The sequence below is a fragment of the Pseudoduganella sp. GCM10020061 genome (assembly GCF_042683405.1).
GTDB lineage: Bacteria > Pseudomonadota > Gammaproteobacteria > Burkholderiales > Burkholderiaceae_D > Telluria.
This window is the reverse complement of record NZ_JBHUJS010000003.1, coordinates 103,939-121,616: the sequence shown is the minus strand read 5'-3', so window position 1 is coordinate 121,616 and position 17,678 is coordinate 103,939. Positions and strand designations below refer to the sequence as shown.

The 17,678-nt window shown below is 52.0% G+C and carries 14 protein-coding genes; 13 read left to right on the top strand and 1 reads right to left on the bottom strand.

Going from position 1 to position 17,678, the window contains the following annotated elements; translation table 11 throughout:
* Positions 1-141 precede the first annotated feature (141 nt).
* Positions 142-1,476, top strand: a complete 1,335-nt coding sequence (locus ACFSQR_RS07980) for a hypothetical protein (protein ID WP_377729163.1) — start codon at positions 142-144, stop codon at positions 1,474-1,476.
* 406 nt (positions 1,477-1,882) lie between these two features.
* Here the strand turns inward: ACFSQR_RS07980 and ACFSQR_RS07975 are convergent, their stop codons facing one another.
* The gene (locus ACFSQR_RS07975) at positions 1,883-3,076 is read right to left on the bottom strand and encodes a hypothetical protein (RefSeq protein ID WP_377729162.1); all 1,194 of its coding nucleotides are present in this window, start codon (positions 3,074-3,076) and stop codon (positions 1,883-1,885) included.
* A gap of 559 nt (positions 3,077-3,635) precedes the next feature.
* On the opposite strand from ACFSQR_RS07975, the gene ACFSQR_RS07970 reads away from it, so the two are divergent.
* The 12 genes from ACFSQR_RS07970 to ACFSQR_RS07915 all read left to right on the top strand — a co-directional run bounded on the left by ACFSQR_RS07970 (position 3,636) and on the right by ACFSQR_RS07915 (position 17,494).
* Positions 3,636-4,763: a polysaccharide biosynthesis/export family protein gene (locus ACFSQR_RS07970; protein WP_377729160.1), complete on the top strand. Its 1,128-nt coding sequence runs from the start codon at positions 3,636-3,638 to the stop codon at positions 4,761-4,763.
* The gene (locus tag ACFSQR_RS07965) at positions 4,760-5,194 is read left to right on the top strand and encodes a low molecular weight protein-tyrosine-phosphatase (protein WP_377729158.1); all 435 of its coding nucleotides are present in this window, start codon (positions 4,760-4,762) and stop codon (positions 5,192-5,194) included. Before ACFSQR_RS07970 ends, ACFSQR_RS07965 begins: the two co-directional genes overlap by 4 nt.
* 47 nt (positions 5,195-5,241) lie before the next feature.
* On the top strand, positions 5,242-7,473 hold the full coding sequence (locus ACFSQR_RS07960; RefSeq protein WP_377729157.1) for a polysaccharide biosynthesis tyrosine autokinase: 2,232 nt from the start codon (positions 5,242-5,244) through the stop codon (positions 7,471-7,473).
* Positions 7,474-7,610: 137 nt separating this feature from the next.
* Complete coding sequence (gene tviB, locus ACFSQR_RS07955) at positions 7,611-8,888, top strand: Vi polysaccharide biosynthesis UDP-N-acetylglucosamine C-6 dehydrogenase TviB (RefSeq protein ID WP_377729156.1); 1,278 nt, start codon at positions 7,611-7,613, stop codon at positions 8,886-8,888.
* Between the two features lie 146 nt (positions 8,889-9,034).
* Positions 9,035-10,174: a non-hydrolyzing UDP-N-acetylglucosamine 2-epimerase gene (wecB, locus tag ACFSQR_RS07950; protein WP_377729949.1), complete on the top strand. Its 1,140-nt coding sequence runs from the start codon at positions 9,035-9,037 to the stop codon at positions 10,172-10,174.
* Between the two features lie 17 nt (positions 10,175-10,191).
* Positions 10,192-11,430 (top strand): glycosyltransferase family 4 protein, encoded by a 1,239-nt coding sequence (locus ACFSQR_RS07945; RefSeq protein ID WP_377729155.1) that lies wholly within the window; start codon positions 10,192-10,194, stop codon positions 11,428-11,430.
* 58 nt (positions 11,431-11,488) lie between these two features.
* The gene (locus ACFSQR_RS07940) at positions 11,489-12,940 is read left to right on the top strand and encodes an MOP flippase family protein (RefSeq protein WP_377729154.1); all 1,452 of its coding nucleotides are present in this window, start codon (positions 11,489-11,491) and stop codon (positions 12,938-12,940) included.
* A 42-nt stretch (positions 12,941-12,982) separates the two neighbouring features.
* A complete protein-coding gene (locus tag ACFSQR_RS07935; RefSeq protein ID WP_377729153.1) occupies positions 12,983-13,846 on the top strand; it encodes a glycosyltransferase family 2 protein in 864 nt (287 codons plus the stop codon).
* Positions 13,756-14,919, top strand: a complete 1,164-nt coding sequence (locus ACFSQR_RS07930; RefSeq protein ID WP_377729152.1) for an EpsG family protein — start codon at positions 13,756-13,758, stop codon at positions 14,917-14,919. The genes ACFSQR_RS07935 and ACFSQR_RS07930 overlap by 91 nt, the downstream gene beginning before the upstream one ends.
* The gene (locus ACFSQR_RS07925) at positions 14,919-15,701 is read left to right on the top strand and encodes a glycosyltransferase family A protein (protein WP_377729150.1); all 783 of its coding nucleotides are present in this window, start codon (positions 14,919-14,921) and stop codon (positions 15,699-15,701) included. Before ACFSQR_RS07930 ends, ACFSQR_RS07925 begins: the two co-directional genes overlap by 1 nt.
* Positions 15,661-16,677 (top strand): glycosyltransferase family 4 protein, encoded by a 1,017-nt coding sequence (locus tag ACFSQR_RS07920; RefSeq protein WP_377729149.1) that lies wholly within the window; start codon positions 15,661-15,663, stop codon positions 16,675-16,677. The genes ACFSQR_RS07925 and ACFSQR_RS07920 overlap by 41 nt, the downstream gene beginning before the upstream one ends.
* A complete protein-coding gene (locus ACFSQR_RS07915; RefSeq protein WP_377729148.1) occupies positions 16,658-17,494 on the top strand; it encodes a glycosyltransferase in 837 nt (278 codons plus the stop codon). The genes ACFSQR_RS07920 and ACFSQR_RS07915 overlap by 20 nt, the downstream gene beginning before the upstream one ends.
* Positions 17,495-17,678 lie beyond the last annotated feature (184 nt).

Genomic DNA, 17,678 nt, shown 5'->3' with positions numbered 1-17,678 from the left:
GGTATTAGCATAGTCAGTTGAAGCCGACGGCATCACTACGCTCCGTGACGTATTGAAGAGCAGCGTTGACCGTTGTCGTGTCGAAATAATATGATCGGCATACGCGATCCTCAGCGATGCGCTCCAATTACAGGATGAAATATGCCCCTCAAAGCTCTGCAGGAAAACGTTGTTCGCTTTTTCAAAAAGGGGCCGCAATCCACTCCTGCGTTACCGCTCTTGGAAGTATCCTGCTTCGGCAATCCTGAAAAAACGCTGCAGGGTGAGCTGCTGGTCCACTTGAGGCAGTGCGGCTGGATGGCAATTCAGGAGATGGGGTATCAACAGGAACCTGGCGAGCGGCGCAACCTGGACATCGTCGTACTGGCGAAAGATGAGGTGCCATCCCGCCCACTTTGCATCATCGAGCTCAAGCATTACAGCGCTAATCAAGGTTCGACTGCGCCGTTGACCGGTGGCATGGAGCGCGATTTTGGCCTCGATCGCCCGAACGTTCCCTTGATGCAAGTGGGGGTTTATACCGTCGTGACAAATGTGGCGGCGCGCAGTAGTCCTTATGTCGATGGTGTGTACCGATTCCTGAACACCTACTGCGGAAAACAAGTTGGCACTCCAACGAAGTTTGCCACCGAGCTGGCAAATTGGAAGAGTAAGGGACAATGGAATGATCCTGTCGCAATCGGACTGACGCCTACGCAGAGCTTTACGGATGATCAGGGCCGGCTGGTTTCCGGGTACCTCGAGTTCTTCGTGGGCATTCGTAAGACTGGCGACCCGGCGTCATTCAGGGAGTGGGCACTGGGAAAATGGTCCGGATGCGATGGGGGCGATGCAGGCACTCCAGAATTCCGATCGATATGGCTGTTCGGCATTGAGCACGGGGATTCCGACTATGAGGGCTCGGAACTGGACGATACGGATACCACGAATTCGATCGAACGGCAAAGCGCATACAACTACAACCGAAACGCTTTCAAACTGCTCGCGGCGGTCCACGGGTACAGCGTCGAGGAGTGGCCCACGTTCGCTGAAAAGTACCAGCCTTTCGTGCACGGTTCGCGCGGTTTCTTTAAAGGTAACATCTACCCGTATCCTTGCCTGACTGTCGCTGATTGGTCAGCGGAAGCTCAGGTGGAATCCGGCTTCGTTGAGAAGGCGAGCTACCTCGATTGGTGTCGCCACCATCGTCTCGCTGTCGTTCGCAAATGGGCGGACGAACACCTTCCCGAGCTCATCATCTGTACGGGTATTGGGCATGTGAACGAATTCGCGCGGGCCTTTACCGGGGGACTGAGTTCAACTTTTGTTCGCCACGCTTACGCTCCAAGCAAATATTTGCATCATCAGGTGTACGACGGCAGGCTCGTGGTCGTGATTCCGCACCTTTCGGGAAGCCGGTGGAGCCATGAGCACTTGCAGGAAGTGGGAGAGTTCATCGCTGCTCAACGGCGCCTTTTGTCTAAGCAGAATGGGTAGGGGCGTAGTGGGCTTGGCCCATGGCCGACTGTAGCGCCAGGTGAAATTGGCAGATGGCGATCGCCAATACTGGTGCGCGAACCCTTTATCGGGCATTGGCGGCAGCGTCGCATCGCGCAGTGGAGCACACCTCCGCCTGAAATGGGGACAGACCCCATTTTTGGATATGAAATGGGGTCTGTCCCCATTTACGTGGAATCCGATGCACCCGGGAGTTGGGATGCATTCGGGCAGCCCGATTCCGCTTTGTTGAGCGTCAGCACGGTACCCGAGCCCAGCCATTCGGCAATGCTCGTCTGCGGGCTGCTTCTCCTCCTGGTGCGTTCAGCGTACCTGAGGAGGCGATGGTTGGAGGGGGCGGGCTAAGGATTAGGGGACGGTCCCTGCTGGGGACAGTCCCCGGGAGTTAGCGGGACCAGAAGGTGTCTGTGGCATCGGCGCCGCGCAGGTCGACGCGTACGGGCTGCGTGATACGGCGCACGGTGTTCGCTGTGCGCAGGCGGCCGTCCGGCTCGTGCACCCGGTACCACAGGAACGCCACGCCAGACAGCCGCACGTGCTGGCCGGTGAACAGGTTGTCCTTGACCAGCGTGAGCCCCTCAAGCCGCAAGGCGAAGTCCAGCACGAGCGCGTCGCGCACGCGGTTCGCATAGCCCATGTAACGCGCCGCGTTGTAGAGCGGGCTCTTGTCGCTGGCCTCGCCGACTTTGAGCGATTCGACGAACTCGTCGACCGCTTCCAGCAGTTCGCTGGCGGTGTCCGCCACGCGGCCGAGCTCCTTCTTGAGGTCGCCCTTGGCGGCATCCGCCAGCCGCTCGATCACGGCGATGCGATTGGCGTTCTGCCCCCGCAGCAGGACCAGCGCACGCACCCGCGCAACCAGTTGCGCGTGCTGGGCCGGATCCAGCTCACCGAGGTAGCCCCTGCCGAAGCCAATCAGCTTGTCTGGGCACGACTGCGCCAGCGCCGTAGTGAACAGCTCACGCGCGCCATCCCCATACGCAATGCCTTGCGCGGTCAAGTCCGTCTTGAACAGGCCGGTGATGTCCGCCAGCGATTTGACCACCGCCGGCACTGCCGCCAGCCCCACCGCGGAGAGCTGCGTGCGCTTGGTGCCGGCGGGCGTGTACCGGTCGATCACATCCTGTAGCTCGCGCGCCTGCTGCTCCAGGCTGCGGTTCATGTGCGCGATGCCATCGTTGACGATACGGGCAGTGACCACGCCCTGGGTAGACTGCGGATCGTGGACGACCGTGCGCGCGCCCGAGGGCAGGGCGGCGCACACCTCCGGCGCCAGCTCCCGAGCCAGGTCGAAAGCCCTCACCAGGCCGGCGGCGCCGAATTTGGACACGTCCATCTCGCCAGGCAGCGCTTTGCTGGATGCCGGCGGCAGGCGGGCCAGCAGTTCCGCCCGTTCCGCCTCCGCAGTAGCCTTGCGCGCTTCCGCCTCGCGCTGGGCGATCAGCGCGTTGACCGTGGCCTGATACACCTTGAGGTCGAGCGCCGCCTTGGCCGCATCGATCTCGGCCTTGGTTTGGGCAAGGGCGGCGGACGCCACCAGCGATAGCAGGACAGCAGGCAGCATGCGGGACAGCGCCATCTCATCAGCCTCCGTTCAAGCGTCGGTGGCCTGATTCTGCTGCGTTCAAAAAACCGAATGTTGCGCTGCGACAACCTTATAAAGGGCTACCGAATCATTCGAATGGCAAAAATGCGACATGCCGAAATAATTTGCAGCGACATTTGATTACATAACACTGACATATTTACACAATGGCGTTACATTGGGTGATTATTGCACTTTGGCACTAATACCATTCGCACACCACTTTTGATAATCGTCGCCCCGCAGTTGCGGGGGAGCAGGCTCAGCGGGAGCCCTTGCGGCTGTAGGTGAGATTTCACACTGACATCTGTATGCCATATTGCTCACTGAAATAATCGTATTTACCGTTGTTTTTCGCTCTGTCCAGGCTGACAATGCCGCCCGTCATAATGCTTGGACCTAGGAAATTCCGTGTGTACAATGCGGGGTTAGTTGGTTGTAGTGGTACTTTTCCGGTCTCATGGCAATTGCTTACTGGTAAAAGTGGCACATAAATATAAAAAAACCAGCACCGTATCCAAACTGTAGGCCTGAAGAGTCACCGGAAAAATCGATGTCTGTCACCCTGTCTAGGGCGCTGAAGCTTGCGAGCTTTGTCGCCGTGTTCCCTATTGTTCTTACCGGCTGCGCCAACATGGAGCCGGGCATGCGCATCGATGTCGACCGCGTGCCGAGCACCCACACCGCGCCGATGCCCGAGCCGGTCATCAAGCTGATCACCCCCGACCTGATCCAGGAAGAGCGCATCGCCAAGGAGCAGAACGCCGACAAGCGCGTGCAAGCCCTGTTCGGCGAAGCGCGTCCGTACGTGATCGGCCCGGGCGACCTGCTGTCGATCCTGGTGTGGAACCACCCTGAACTGAACATTGCTGCGACCGGCGCCCAGGCGCTGTCGAGCTCCGGCGCGCAATCGCCGGCCGCCTTCGTGGTGGACAGCCAGGGCATGATCCAGTTCCCGTACGTCGGCCCGATCAAGGTGGCCGGCATGACGGAGATCGAGGCGCGCAGCCTGCTGTCCAAGCGCCTGGTGGAGTCCATCAAGAATCCTGACCTTACCCTGCGCGTGCTGGCGTACCGCAGCAAGAAGGTGTTCATCGACGGCGACGTGAAGGCTCCGGGCAGCCAGGCGATCGACGACGTGCCGATGACGCTGCTGGAAGCAGTGAGCCGTGCAGGTGGTTTCCTGCCGACCGCGGACCAGAGCCAGGTGATTGTGGCGCGCGGAGGCGTGTCGTACCCAGTGAATATTCCGCAGCTGGTGCGCCAGGGTGCGGATATGTCGCGCCTGATGCTGGCGCCGGGCGACGTGGTGCGTATTCCGAGCCGCGATGAGGGCAAGGTGTATGTGCTGGGTGAGGTCAACAAGCCTTCGGCGCTGCCTATGCATAACGGCAAGCTGACGCTGGCTGCCGCGCTGGGTGAAGCGGGCGGCCTGAATCAACTGAGCAGCGCGGCACGCCAGGTGTATGTGGTACGTGGCGCGAACATGCCGGAGCCGGTGGTGTACAACCTAGACGCCGGTTCGCCAGTGGCGTTGGCGATGGCGGAAGGCTTCGAGCTGAATCCGCATGACGTGGTGTTCGTGGATGCCTCCGGCCTGGCACGTTATAACCGCGTGATTAATTTGATCCTGCCGACGGCAGCGACTGCGGCGACATCGGTTGGGCAGCTCAACCGATGAATAACATTCTAGTCGTATGCATCGGAAACATCTGCCGCAGCCCGATGGCCGAAGCTCTGCTCAAGCGCGCGCTGCCGCGACACAACGTGAAGTCGGCTGGCTTGGGCGCATTGGTAGGTAAGGGTGCAGACCCGCACGCGATTACGCTGATGGCGGAGCAGCGGCTCGATATCAGTGGGCACGTAGCGCAGCAGATCTCGCAGGCGCTTGTATCTGAGGCGGACCTCATCCTCGTTATGGACGTGGAGCAAAAGCGTTACATCGAAAGCCAGTACAGCGGCGCACGTGGAAAAGTGTTCCGCCTGGGCGAATCAGCCAAGTCGGACATTCCCGACCCATACCGGGAAGGCATCGACAAATTCCGTCATGCGCAGCGGCTGATCGAAGATGGCGTGCAAGTATGGGCAGGACAGATCGCACAGATAGCCTAGTAATCTGACCACGCAACCGCCGATCCAACTAACTAAATCAGATACAAATGAATCAACCGGTCACTCCCAACGTACAGAACCCCAGCTCAGGCATGGAACAGGACAATGACTCCTTCGACCTGGCCGAGTACCTTGACGTCCTGATCGAGAGCCGCTGGCTCATCACCGTAATTGCACTTGTGGTAACACTGCTGGGCGGCGCCTACGCAATGATAGCGACGCCGATTTACCAATCGAACATCCTGATACAGGTGGAGGATGGCGGAGCACCCGGTGGCATGATGCTGGGCGACCTGGCCGGCGCGTTCGAGATGAAGTCCGCGTCTACAGCGGAAATCGAGATCATTCGCTCACGCTATGTGGTATCCCGCGCGGTAGCCAACGCTCGGCTCGACTTAAGCGTAACGCCGACGCGTTTCCCGTTATTCGGGAACTGGCTCGCCCGTGGCAAGACGGAGCTTTCCGAGCCGGGCCTATTCGGATTCGGGGGCTATGCCTGGGGCGCAGAAAAAGCAAGAATTTCCAGCTTCAACGTGCCCGTTTCCCTAGAAGGGCAACCTTTTCTGCTGACAGCGGCTGGTAATAACAGTTACGTGATTACTCAGAGTGCCGCAGGAATAGAGACTAAAGGGCGTGTAGGGGAAAGGCTCTCTATCGAGACGTCGTTTGGTGAATTGGTAGTGGAAGTGGCCGAGTTAAATGCGAAAGCTGGAGCATCCTTCACGATAGTGCGCAATCCATTACTCAAAACAGTGGAACAGCTTCAGCAAGCGCTTACTATTTCAGAAAAAGGAAAGCAGTCGGGCATGCTTGGCGTTTCGCTAGAAGGTGCCGACCGCGTGCAAACCGCAGCGACCCTTAATGAAATTGGGCGCGAATACCTGCGCCAAAACGTAGAACGCAAGTCGGAAGAGGCGGAAAAGTCGTTGGCGTTTCTTGAGAAGCAGCTTCCAGAAATGAAGCGCAATCTCGAACAAGCGGAGGCCAACTATAACGCCCTGCGCAATAGCCGTGGTACGGTGGACCTCGGTGAAGAAGCTAAATCTGTCCTGCAGCAGTCCGTACTCTCGCAGACCCGGCTTATCGAGTTGAAGCAGAAGCGGGACGAACTGCTCACACGCTACCAGCCTAGCAATCCGTTGGTTGTGGCAGTTACCCAGCAGATGCAGACCCTTAACAGTGAACTCGGCTCAGTTAACGCGCGGATCCGCAAAATGCCGCAGATTGAGCAGGACGTGCTGCGCCTAACCCGAGACATAAAAGTTAATACAGATCTGTACACGTCGCTACTGAACAGCGCACAGCAGCTTCGTCTCGTGAAGGCCAGCAAGGTGGGGAACGTTCGCCTGATCGATGATGCCGTTGTCGCGCTAGTGCCGGTCCGCCCTAAACGGTCGCTGATGGTAGCGATTGCGCTGATCGCAGGACTGTTCATCGGCGTTATTGTGGCATTCATTAAAAAATCGCTGTTCGGCGGAATACAAGATCCGGGCGAGGTGGAACGCGCGCTCGGTTTACCGATCAGTGCCGCAATACCGCACAGCAGTAAGCAAGAGTCGCTTTTTGCAGACATGAGCAGCGGCAAGCAAAAATTAGCAGTGCTTGCTCAGGCTGATCCAACTGAAGGTGCTATCGAGGCTCTACGTAGCTTCCGTACGTCGTTGCAGTTCTCCTTACTTGGGGCGAAGAACAAAATTGTGATGATCACTGGCCCGACGCCAGGTGTAGGCAAGTCGTTCGTCTCAGTCAACTTCGCGACGGTGCTCGCCTCGGCCGGCAAGAAAGTGCTTCTGATCGATGGCGATTTGCGCAAGGGTTATTTACAGCGTTACTTCGGCCTAAGCCGTGAGGGCGGACTGTCTGAAATCATACTAGGCCAGCGCACGTTTGATACCGCAGTGCATGTCAACGTTGTCGAAGGGGTGGACTTCCTCACTACTGGCGTTTTACCGCCGCGCCCTGCGGAACTTCTGGAGCATCCGTACTTCGCAGCGTTGCTAGAAAACGTAGCGGAACGCTACGACTATGTTGTTATCGATACGGCTCCCGTTCTGGCGGTGACGGATGCCCTCATTGTGGCCCCACACGTCGGCGCAATTTTCAACGTCGTACGTGGTGACGTGAGCACGATGGGTGATGTCGGCGAAACGGTCAAGCGACTCCGCCAAGCTGGCCATAATGTCGCAGGTGTTGTGTTTAACGATCTTCGACACCGAATTGGTGGTTATGGTTTTAGTTCTAAGTATGGCAAATACCGATATGCGCAATATAAATATTAGTGCCCAGTGGGTGAGCTGGCCTCCTATTGTTGAGTAACCTGTTTGTGCGGCGTTGAGCAAGACTCTGGTTCCGATTAACGTCAAATCAGTCACTGCTGAGTCGCCAAACTCTATTCGGGACTATTTTGGATTTCTAAATGGATATTGACAATAAAAAAATTGCGGTAGTTGGCTTGGGCTACGTAGGGTTGCCGCTTGCGGTTGAGTTCGGCAAGCGTCGACCTGTGGTTGGATTTGATATTGACCACTGCCGAATTGAGGAGTTGCGGTCGGGAAAAGATCGAACCATGGAGGTTGCCCTCGAGAATATTAGAGCAGCCGAATTTCTCAATTTCACTTGTGATGCCCGTAAATTACTTGAATGTGAAATTTTTATTGTGACGGTGCCTACGCCTATAGATGCGGCGAATCGCCCTGACCTAGGCCCCATCATTGCGGCGTCCAAAGTCATTGGCGGCGTTCTGAAACCTGGTTCCGTCGTGATATACGAGTCCACCGTCTACCCCGGCTGTACGGAGGAAGTATGTGTGCCGATTCTAGAGAAAGCGTCCGGTCTAGTGTTTAATAAAGGGTTTTTCTGCGGCTACAGTCCTGAGCGTATTAATCCCGGCGATAAAGTCAATACTCTCACCAAAATAAAAAAAATTACCAGTGGAAGTACTCCCGAGGCTGCACTTGCAATTGATTCGCTCTATGGAAGCATAATTACAGCTGGGACTTGGAGAACGAGTAGCATTAGAGTTGCTGAAGCTGCGAAAGTGATCGAGAACACCCAACGAGACACTAACATTGCTCTGATGAACGAGCTCAGTCTATTGTTTCATAGGTTGGGAATCGATACAACTGAAGTGCTAGAAGCAGCGGGTACGAAATGGAATTTTTTACCTTTCCGCCCAGGACTCGTGGGGGGGCACTGCATTGGCGTCGACCCCTATTACCTCACGCACAAGGCGCAAGAGGTTGGATATCATCCCGAGGTAATTCTTGCTGGCCGCCGCGTAAATGACCGCGTTGCGCAGCATGTAGCGGATGAGACTATCAAGTTGCTATTGAAGGGCGGCATGCCGGTACTAAAAAGTCGAGTTCTTGTGCTCGGCTTGGCGTTCAAGGAGAACTGTCCCGACTTGCGTAATACAAAAGTTGTCGATTTAGTGCGTTATCTCCAGGCATATCACTGCGCGGTAGATATCTACGATCCTTGGATTGACCCCGAAGAAGCGCTGCATGAGTATAAGCTCCAGTGCCTAACTGATATGCCATCTTGCGAATCTTATGATGCCATTATTCTAGCGGTGGGTCACGATGAATTTAGGAGAATGGGGGCACAAGGAATCAAGTCGTTTGGAAAGCAAAACGCAATATTGTTTGATGTTAAAGCACTCCTGCCTGCCGGCAGCGCAGACGGCAGACTCTAGCACTCTAGGGTTCCATGTTATCTGCAGAAGCTGTTACCTCCTTGCGAGCGACGATCTAGCACATTGAGTGTTCGTTAGTAACGGTCGAGCTCGGCCCCGAGCTGGACAGCCCGGCACAGCCATTTGTTTTTTTGAAGTCATTATCGATTATGAAAGTTCTTTGCGTTTTTGGAACCCGACCTGAGGCCATTAAAATGGCTCCTCTTGTGTTAGCCCTTAAAAAAGATAATCGCTTCGATGCAAAGGTATGTGTTACGGCACAACATAGAGAAATGTTGGATCAAGTATTGCGGTTGTTCTCGATTCAACCAGAATTCGATCTCAACATCATGCAGCCCGGCCAAGATCTTGCTGATCTAACGTCGTCAATTTTACAGGGCTTGAAGGCGGTATTTGCGCAATTTAAGCCCGATATCGTGATTGTCCACGGAGACACAGGGACCACTTTCGCCTCATCGTTAGCGTCTTATTTCCACAAGATACCTGTCGCTCATGTCGAGGCTGGGCTGCGTACAGGGAATCTATTTTCCCCGTGGCCGGAAGAAGCGAACAGAAAGCTGACCGGAGTGTTAGCGCAGGTTCACTTTGCTCCGACAGTTGCCGCGCGACAGAACCTCCTAAACGAAGGGATACTCGACAATAACATAGTCGTAACCGGAAATACCGTTATTGATGCGCTGCTGCACACAGTTTATCGCTTGAAGACCGATCCCCAGCTGTATTCGAAGGCGTCAATGCCGAGTGCATTTCTCGATTCGAGCCGAAAGGTCATACTGGTCACTGGCCATCGTCGCGAGAGCTTCGGTAGTGGCTTCGAACGGATTTGTGAGGCGCTCTACCGTATTGCGCACTTGTTCCCAGAGATTGACATAGTCTACCCGGTCCACATGAACCCAAATGTGTCTGAGCCTGCGTATCGACTGCTAGGCGGGGTTGCGAACATATATTTGATTCCGCCGCTTGACTATTTGCCGTTTGTCTATCTTATGCAGCGTTCCGAATTAATATTAACGGATTCGGGTGGGATTCAGGAGGAAGCACCTTCATTAGGAAAGCCATTGTTGGTCATGCGGGACAACAGCGAGAGACCTGAAGCCATTTCGGCCGGAACTGCGCGGCTTGTCGGAACGGACGTCGCAAAGATTGTGGAGGAAACCTCACGATTACTGCTGGATAAAGAGGAATACCTGCGCATGAGTCAAGCTCATAATCCATATGGTGATGGCAAGGCATGTGAAAGAATTGTTGAAAGTCTCTTTATAACCTGGCATGCAAACAAAAGTTGATACCGAATACACATTAGATGAATATTGGAATTGTTACGACTTGGTTTGAGCGCGGTGCCGCGTACGTTTCTAAGGCATATGTGCGGGCGCTCTCCGAAGAAAATCAAGTTTTTATTTACGCAAGGGGCGGTGAAGCACGGGCAATCGGGGACCCGGAATGGGACACGCCCAACGTTACTTGGGCAAAGACATATCCAATGCCCAATACCGGTACTTATATTGATGAAGCGGACTTTTCGAAATGGTTGCTCAATTTAAACATCGATGTGGTGTTTTTTAATGAGCAAAACTGGTGGCAAACGGTATTGCTGTGCAAGAGACTAGGGGTGAAGACAGGGGCTTACATCGATTATTATACCGAACTGACCCTCCCCCTGTTTGGCATTTATGATTTTCTTATATGCAATACAAAAAGGCATTTTTCTGCCTTTTCGTGGCATCCGCAATGTCATTATGTCCCTTGGGGAACGGACGTAAATGTTTTTCATCCGCAGGGCTTCGGCGTTCCTGCGTCCTGCGATGGGCGGGATGTTGTTTTCTTCCACTCCGCCGGTATGAGTCCTCGCAGGAAGGGTACTGATCTTGCGATATGTGCGTTTGATCGTCTAATTCAATCCTATGCTAATTGTCGCCTACTAATACATTCCCAAGCCGACTTGGAGAATGCTTTGCCTGAAGTAGTCCACCTGATCAAAGGGCTAAAAGCTGCGGGACGGCTGGAAGTCATCACGAAAACAGTACCCGCCCCAGGGTTGTATCATCTAGGCGACGTTTACCTTTACCCGTCCCGTCTTGAGGGTATTGGCTTGACAGTCGCGGAGGCAATTTCGTGCGGTCTTCCTGTAGTGACAATAGACAATGCGCCAATGAACGAATTTATCGAGCCTCCGTCACGTGTCGCAAGGGTCCAGAAATTTTATTGTCGCGCAGATGGGTATTACTGGCCTATTAGTGAAGTGGATATTGATTCCTTCTGTAAGCAAATGGAGTTTTTTTTGCGTGATGTGAACAATCTATCCCAATATCGATCGCAGGCTAGAGAGTACGCACTTAATCATTTGGACTGGAATCAAAGGTTCGCGGTGATAAACCGGATTTTTGCGAGTGCCGAAAGAACTCCGCTAGGCGGTGAACTGGTTAAGATGGCGGACAGTTACGACAATATCCGCTTTCCTTATATCACTCGATTTCCGAAAACTTATAGTTTGGCCTTGCGCATCGCGCGTACGATAAAGCGCATTTCGACTGGACGTTGAGTGGGAATCTCCAATATGGGCGCCACTTTAGATTTTACTAAACGACGGGAAAATTAGCGTGGAGCCCACTATCAAAAGTAGAGTTTTTTCGGCCGTGCGGTGGACTACGCTCGGTGGCGGATTACGCGCTTGCTTGCAGGTAGCCCAAGTTGCAATTCTAGCGCGACTTCTTCCGCCCAGCGATTTTGGCCTGATGGCGATGGTAACCGTGGTTTTAGGCTTTGCTACCTTGTTTGCGGATATGGGGCTGAGCAGTGCATTTATGCAGCGTCGGGTTGTGACCGATGATGAACGAAATAGCCTATTTTGGCTCAACGTAGCAATTGCTAGTTTAATTTTCGTTCTCGTTGTCTGCGTTAGCCATATTGTATCGCTGTGGTTCGGAAGTGTTGAGTTGCAGGGTGCCCTCATTTTTGCAGCTTTGACTCTGCTCATCAACGCGACTGGGCAGCAGCTTCGCATGAATGCGGAAAAGAGTTTAAATTTTCGTGTCGTTACGCTAATAGAAGTTTTTTCTGCTGTGATGGCGTTTGTTCTCGCAGTGATCTGCGCCTACTCTGGTGCAGGCTTCTATTCGTTGGTTATAAGCTCCGTAGCTTGCTCGACTAGTAATGCAATCTTTGCGTGGATCTTCTTGTCTGAAGGTTGGCGTCCGAAATTAAAGTTCCGTCTGGACGACGTTCGAGGTTACGCGGGCTTCGGTGGTGCTCTCGTCATGAGTAATTTGCTGAACGAGTTCAATCGAAATGTAGATTTAATGCTAGCCGGTCGCCTGCTTGGCGCACAGGCATTAGGATATCTGAGTATTCCTCGTGCTCTTGTATTCCAAGTTCAAGGACTAATAAATCCAATTGTGAATCGTGTCGGATTTCCAGTCATTGCTCAAGTCCAAGCTGAGGTGCCCCTTGTTCGTGCAATCTTTCTCATGTCATTGAATATGACTTCGTCTGCTAATGCTCCTCTATACATGGGCATGGCTATCTTCGCGCCTGAGGTTGTACACGCTGTGCTGGGCCCGCAGTGGGCTCAGTCGACTGAGCTCCTCGTCCCGTTAGCGCTTTGGGGCTTCCTTCGAGCTACGGGAAATCCTGCTGGTAGTCTTTTGCTAGGAATGGGACGTGCCGATCTCTCGCTCAAATGGAATCTGGCGTTAGCGTTTATCGTTGCCCCTTGCCTTTGGTTGGGGGCATTCTATGGACCGATTGGAATTGCGAGAGCACTGATGTATTGGAATATGTTTCAGTTCTGCTTAGTTTGGATATTGATAGTTCGACCGCTTACCCAAGCTACTTTTTCGGAATACTTATTAGCGACGCTGCGGCCGATGCTCCTCTCGCTACTGGCGCTCTGGCCTACTTATATTTTGGTTGCACCATTAACCCAGTCGGTTACACGTCTGGCTGTGGGGGCTTGTGTGTCGGCCTCGATATACATTGCGCTCAGTCATGTGCTCAATCGTGACTGGACACGATCACTTTATAAACTAATTGGAATTCCTCGATCTGCCTAAGGGATTCGAGGCGGCCGTTTTAAAGTTTGATGAAATAGGATAATGGAAAAGCATCCGTTGATTAGTGTTGTACTAACTACATGTGATCGGCCTAGTTTATGTGAACGCGCATTGCGGAGTTGCGCGGCGCAAACTGACAGGCGGTTTGAAGTTATTTTGATAGACGATGGGACGATCCCGCTTGACATCGATTTTAGTTGTTTAGGCGTAGAGTTGATCTACCACTACACCGGTGGAAAAAAAGGGGCCCCATTTGGACGGAACGTCGGGTCGAGGCTTGCGACAACAGCATGGATAACGTTTTTGGATGATGATGATTTTTTGGGCGTGGATCGAATAAAAAATCTTATTGGCTTCATGCAAGGTGACGACTCTGCCACTTATAAATTCTTGGGTACCACCACTGTCAAAGTCGAGGGCGACTCGCATTCAAGATTTAAGGGTGATGTGCCTGGCATCTTTGGACTGCATGACTTTTTCGAGCAGTGCATAGTCGGGATCTCCTGCTTGATCCGGAAGGATCTCTTGGTGGAAGCAGGCGGATTCGATGAAGAGATGACTGGGAGTCAGGATTGGGAGCTTTGGATGCGGGTGCTGAAACACGGCGGCAAAATGATCAAATGGGATACCCTCGATTACTTTGCGACGCTGGATTCACCAAACCGCATTACAAGTTCGATCAAAAGAGCGACTGGATTCAGAAAAATTCTCGAAAAGCACGGCGCTTGCATGTCGCCTACCCAGAGAAACTACTTTCTGTGTCTTTCGCGGCTTGCAGGTTTAAATCGTGTAGGGCTATTTGAGGTATTGCTGGAATGTTACAGGCACCGAACAATTATGCCGCTCAAGGTGGCGCTGAAAATCGAATTCATTATGTCGCGAAATTTCTTTCGTGGGGTATTGTAATAACCAGTCTCGTCGCGCTGTCCCCAATGGCCGGACTCGTGTTAGCTGCGTTTGCTGTGTTATTCCTACGATCCGCGCCAGTAAAAAAACTTGGCTTTGTGTTAGTGGCGATTGTCGTTGCTCTGGTATCGTCAACTATTGACAGGGTCAGTGATGTAGAACGATATCTTCATCTATTTGCAGAAGCGGCTGACTCTGGTCTGGACTTCACTCAGTTTGGAAGTGAAATTGTTTACCCATCGTATTTGACTGTATTAGGAAGTTTTGCGACACAGGATCAATACCTGTTTTTCACTGCTCTTCTTTTTGCGATTTTGGCCCTGAGTTTATCTTACCGGTATTTTGGTCCTGTCGGATTTTCGCTCATGCTTTTTAATCCGGCGTTGTATCAGGCTCCCTTGTTTTCGACCAGGCAAACTTTCGCGATGCTTTTTGTTCTCACGGCGATTTGCGTTTTTCGTCGCGAGCGAGGAAAGTTATTCATGTTCGTAGTCGCGGTGTTGACACACACGAGCTCTGCGATCTTTATGGTTATATCATATGCGACGCGAATAGTGCGCGTGAATTTCCTGTTCCAGGTGTTACTGATTCTCGTCGCTATTGTTTTTCCTGTTGGGTCGAAGTTCGCACAGTTATTTTCGCTATTAGATTCCGATCTGCAATATCGCTACGCGTATTACGGCGAGCGTTTGCTAGCCAGTATTCCAATTTATTCTCCTCTTATTTTGTTCCCGTTGCTCACGTGGTTTGCTATAGGTTTTTCGTCAACTAAGGTCAAGCACGCGGTTTCGTCAGACGTGCAGGTTTTGATGTACTTCTCTCTGCTGTTTCTGATCTATTTCCGTGAGATAGGCAATTTGGGTTCAAGGATGGGATTGGCCGTTATTGTGTTTTTTCCTTTGTATTATTCTTATGCCCTTTCCGTTTGTCGAGGCGGTATAAGGCGGTTTTTATTGATCCCATTGGGTGTGATGTTTGTGCTGCAGTTCTTTCGCTGGCTTGTCAAGAATGATTTGGGATTGAATGAGATATCGTTCAATGGTCAGAATATGATTAATTTCTGGGGCTTGTAGTGCTCAACATAGTTACAGCCACGTTAAACAGATGTACTTTATTAGAGCGGCTCTACTTGAGCCTTCTTGAGCAGAGCGATTTAGAGTTTAAATGGGTTGTCGTTGACGATGGGTCGTCCGATGGTACTCGCGGCTTTTTAAATGCCGTAGCAACTGCTAAAGATCGAAAATTTGAATTTGAATATCATATTCATGAGAGAAATCGGGGGAAGCACGTTGCCATAAATAGTGCGATTTCATTCTGCAAGTACGAGTACACGATGATTGTCGATAGCGACGATTTACTATATCCAGATGCTGTTGAGTGTGTGAAGGATCTGATAAATTGCGGAGTTAGGTTTTGCATATTTCCCACTATGCAAGGCGTGCCTTTTGAGTATGCTGGCACTAGTGTGAGTTATAGGCAGTATTTTAAGATCAGTCAGGATTGCACTAGGGTTGTGCCGACATCAGAGATGGCCAAGCGCCCATTCCCAGATTGCGTTGATGAGTTCTTCTTAACCGAGGCCTATTTGTGGAGTGCATTGCATCGAAGGAACTGTTTTCACGCGATTGGACGTAGGGTGGTGCAAGTGGAATATCAGTGTGATGGTTTGTCTTCTAGGTATAAGTCATTGGTCTTTAGGAATCCGAAAGGTTCGATAAAGACTGCAATCAAGGTAATTTTAATGCCCACTTTTGGGTTGTCTTATTTCAAGTTTGTTTCTTTGCATTTGTTGCTGGGGATTACCGGGCTGATATATGCTGTTTTTACTTCCAAGAAAAGCGCAAACCGCGCCTAATAAACTGATGGAATCCCTTGCGAACTCTATTCCGGGCGCGAGCGTCGTGTATCTGCGTAGCGCCGCCAGGTCGCCAAGGCTTTCGCTTTCTATGCGTCTTTTTGACGCAGTTTTATTGATACATGGATTAGCTAAGCTGTTGGTGGCCATGCGAAGCGCTCCGGTCAAACGGCTGCACTCGTCGTGTTTTTTGCCTGATGTTGTTGCTGCATTGCTTTCGATCTTATTTCGCGGGGTAAGCTATTCGACGACCGTACATAGTTGCATCTCTGCCGAATACGCTTTGAATTATAAGTGGTTTGGGAGAATAGTCTATCGAGTTCATCTCCGCGCGTTGCGCAGGTTTGATTTGGTAGTGTGCGTGTCAGAGCAGGTTGCGCGGTCTCTGCCGGATGGGTTAAAAAAAAAGGTGATCTATAACGCTGTAGACGAGAAGTTTTTCGTGGTAGCCCGATGGGGAGTTCCGAGAACAACACGAAGAGCTACGCGTTTTCTTATTGTGTCGGCTCTAAGCCCAGTGAAAAATGTGAAGCTTGGTATTACGTCGTTTATAGAAGTTGCGGTTGATGGCGATGTGCTCGCTGTTGCGGGTACGGGGCCCTGTGAATCGGAATTGAGATCGTTCGCTGCCTGCCGGAGTGATATTTCTTTTCTCGGACAGGTGAATGACGTACCTTCGCTTTTTTCTAGCTATGACTGCTTAATTATACCCTCGCTCAGCGAGGGTTTCGGATTGGTCTTTATTGAGGCGATGGCGTCTGGGATGCCGATTGTTTGCCTGAAATTGGATATTTTCGTTGAGTTGCAGAAAATTGTAGGGTTTGATGGTGTGGTATTCGCCGATTCTGAACGTCAGTTTGCTCGTTCGCTTAGCCAGGTTCGTCAGTTGCAGTTGCCTTTGGTGCCGCCAGATTTGTCCCTTTTTAAATATAAAAAAATGATTGAGAGCTATGCAGATGTCCTCTATCAATGTTAATTTTTCGGTTCTCATGGTGTTCAGCGACACTGATGAGTTCCGCGATCTCGTCCGTTGTTTCGAATCGTTTTTGGGTCAGACCGCCCAGCCTGACAGCGTCATCCTAGTGCTCAACGGAATCAAGGCACGCAGTTTCCGTGAGTCAATCCAGCTAACTTTTCCCTCGCTGACGTTCGTGATGGTTGAGAGAGAGGCGATGGTCGGATTTTCGGAGGCGCTTGATGCTGGCTTGGATTATTGCGACTCTGACTATGTAGCGCGTATGGACCCGGATGATTGGTTGCACGGACAACGATTCAAAGTTCAAACCGACTTCATCCAGGCCCATCCACATATGGATATTGTTGGCGGGCATATAAATGAATGGGATTCGGGCGGAATAGTTTCTGTTAGGAAGGCACCTCTGTCAATCGATGATATTCGCAAGTTCTCCCGTTATCGTTGTCCGTTCAATCACGTGACGGTTTTTATTCGGACAGCACTGTTGCGCTCTCTTGGTGGGTACAACTCGTTCTCGGGTGTGGAGGACTATTATTTATGGGTGCGTGCCCTGAATGCGGGCGCAGTTTGCGCGAATCTTGATACTCCGCTGGTAAATGTCAGTGCTGGTAGTGGCATGCTATCGCGGCGCCGAGGCATGTCATATTTAAAAAAAGAGTTCAGATTGCAGTTTTTTATGTTCCGATCGGGACATATTAGATTACCTGCGTTAATTTTTAACCTTGCATCGCGCTCATTTTTGCGTCTTTCTCCAAGGCCGGTCCTAGGGTGGGCTTATAAATTTCTACGTTCTAATTATGAAGCGACCAGCTTATAGTCGATTCACGGTTTCAATCCGGGAATCTGCTTGAGTTCTCATATTCCTCTGCGATTTATCGCGCTCCCTTGGCATAGGATGCCGCCGAGCAACATTATCACGATGCATACGCACGCGTTCGCTGGTGTTTTTGGCTAAGGTCCGTGGAACTTTTAGAGAGGAGTTTGTTGCGTAGAAACAACTG

Coding starts and splice junctions, on each gene's coding strand:
- ACFSQR_RS07980 (WP_377729163.1), top strand. CDS start 142: ATGCCCCTCAAAGCTCTGCAGGAAAACGTTGTTCGCTTTTTCAAAAAG.
- ACFSQR_RS07975 (WP_377729162.1), bottom strand. CDS start 3,076: ATGGCGCTGTCCCGCATGCTGCCTGCTGTCCTGCTATCGCTGGTGGCG.
- ACFSQR_RS07970 (WP_377729160.1), top strand. CDS start 3,636: ATGTCTGTCACCCTGTCTAGGGCGCTGAAGCTTGCGAGCTTTGTCGCC.
- ACFSQR_RS07965 (WP_377729158.1), top strand. CDS start 4,760: ATGAATAACATTCTAGTCGTATGCATCGGAAACATCTGCCGCAGCCCG.
- ACFSQR_RS07960 (WP_377729157.1), top strand. CDS start 5,242: ATGAATCAACCGGTCACTCCCAACGTACAGAACCCCAGCTCAGGCATG.
- tviB (WP_377729156.1), top strand. CDS start 7,611: ATGGATATTGACAATAAAAAAATTGCGGTAGTTGGCTTGGGCTACGTA.
- ACFSQR_RS07945 (WP_377729155.1), top strand. CDS start 10,192: ATGAATATTGGAATTGTTACGACTTGGTTTGAGCGCGGTGCCGCGTAC.
- ACFSQR_RS07935 (WP_377729153.1), top strand. CDS start 12,983: ATGGAAAAGCATCCGTTGATTAGTGTTGTACTAACTACATGTGATCGG.
- ACFSQR_RS07930 (WP_377729152.1), top strand. CDS start 13,756: ATGTTACAGGCACCGAACAATTATGCCGCTCAAGGTGGCGCTGAAAAT.
- ACFSQR_RS07920 (WP_377729149.1), top strand. CDS start 15,661: ATGCTGTTTTTACTTCCAAGAAAAGCGCAAACCGCGCCTAATAAACTG.
- ACFSQR_RS07915 (WP_377729148.1), top strand. CDS start 16,658: ATGTCCTCTATCAATGTTAATTTTTCGGTTCTCATGGTGTTCAGCGAC.